The organism is Cognatundibacterium luofuense (assembly GCF_018139685.1).
Lineage (GTDB): Bacteria > Pseudomonadota > Gammaproteobacteria > Burkholderiales > Burkholderiaceae_D > Undibacterium > Undibacterium luofuense.
In genome coordinates, this window is sequence record NZ_JAGSPN010000071.1 from 1 (window position 1) to 594 (window position 594).

The 594-nt window shown below is 57.7% G+C and carries 1 protein-coding gene and 1 pseudogene; both read left to right on the forward strand.

Annotated features, from left to right (window positions below; translation table 11 throughout):
* Positions 1-282 (forward strand): aminoacyl-tRNA hydrolase (locus tag KDM89_RS19360; protein WP_212689540.1); only part of this gene is annotated, 282 nt, incomplete at its 5' end.
* A gap of 28 nt (positions 283-310) precedes the next feature.
* Positions 311-594 (forward strand): annotated as a pseudogene (locus KDM89_RS19365) (patatin-like phospholipase family protein); the annotation flags it as partial.

Below are 594 nucleotides of genomic sequence, written 5' to 3' on the forward strand. Positions count from 1 at the left end.
GCCAAGCTCAAAAAAGGCGGCTCGTCCGGTGGCCATAACGGGCTCAAAGACATCACCGCTGCGCTCGGCACTCAGGACTACTGGCGGCTGCGTATCGGCATCGGTCATCCGCGCACGCTGAATCTGAATCAGGGCGTAGCCGATTTTGTACTGCACCGTCCGCGCAAAGAAGAGCAGCCACTGATCGATGAAGCCCTTGCGAAAAGTATGGATGTATTGCCGCTGATGGTCACTGGCGAATTCGCGGAGGCGATGACGCGTTTGCATACCAGCGCAAAGTAGCTACCAACTAAGCACCAGCGGAGTCCTCATGTCCTCTTCTATCCAGATTTTTGCCGGACAAACTGCTTATCGCCACATCCAGCAACATGGCCTGCAAGCAGCGGATATTGCGGTCGTTCCGGCAGCCGCCGGCGGCCCCAAAGGCCTGATTTTGCAAGCCATGGATCAATGGCTGTTTGGTGATTGGCTGGCCGCTACACCGCGTGAACGCAGCCTGATCGGCGCATCGATAGGCTCCTGGCGTATGGCTGCTGCGGCCTGCGCTGATCCGGCTGCTGCATTTACGCGGCTAGCGGATTTGTATTGCGAACA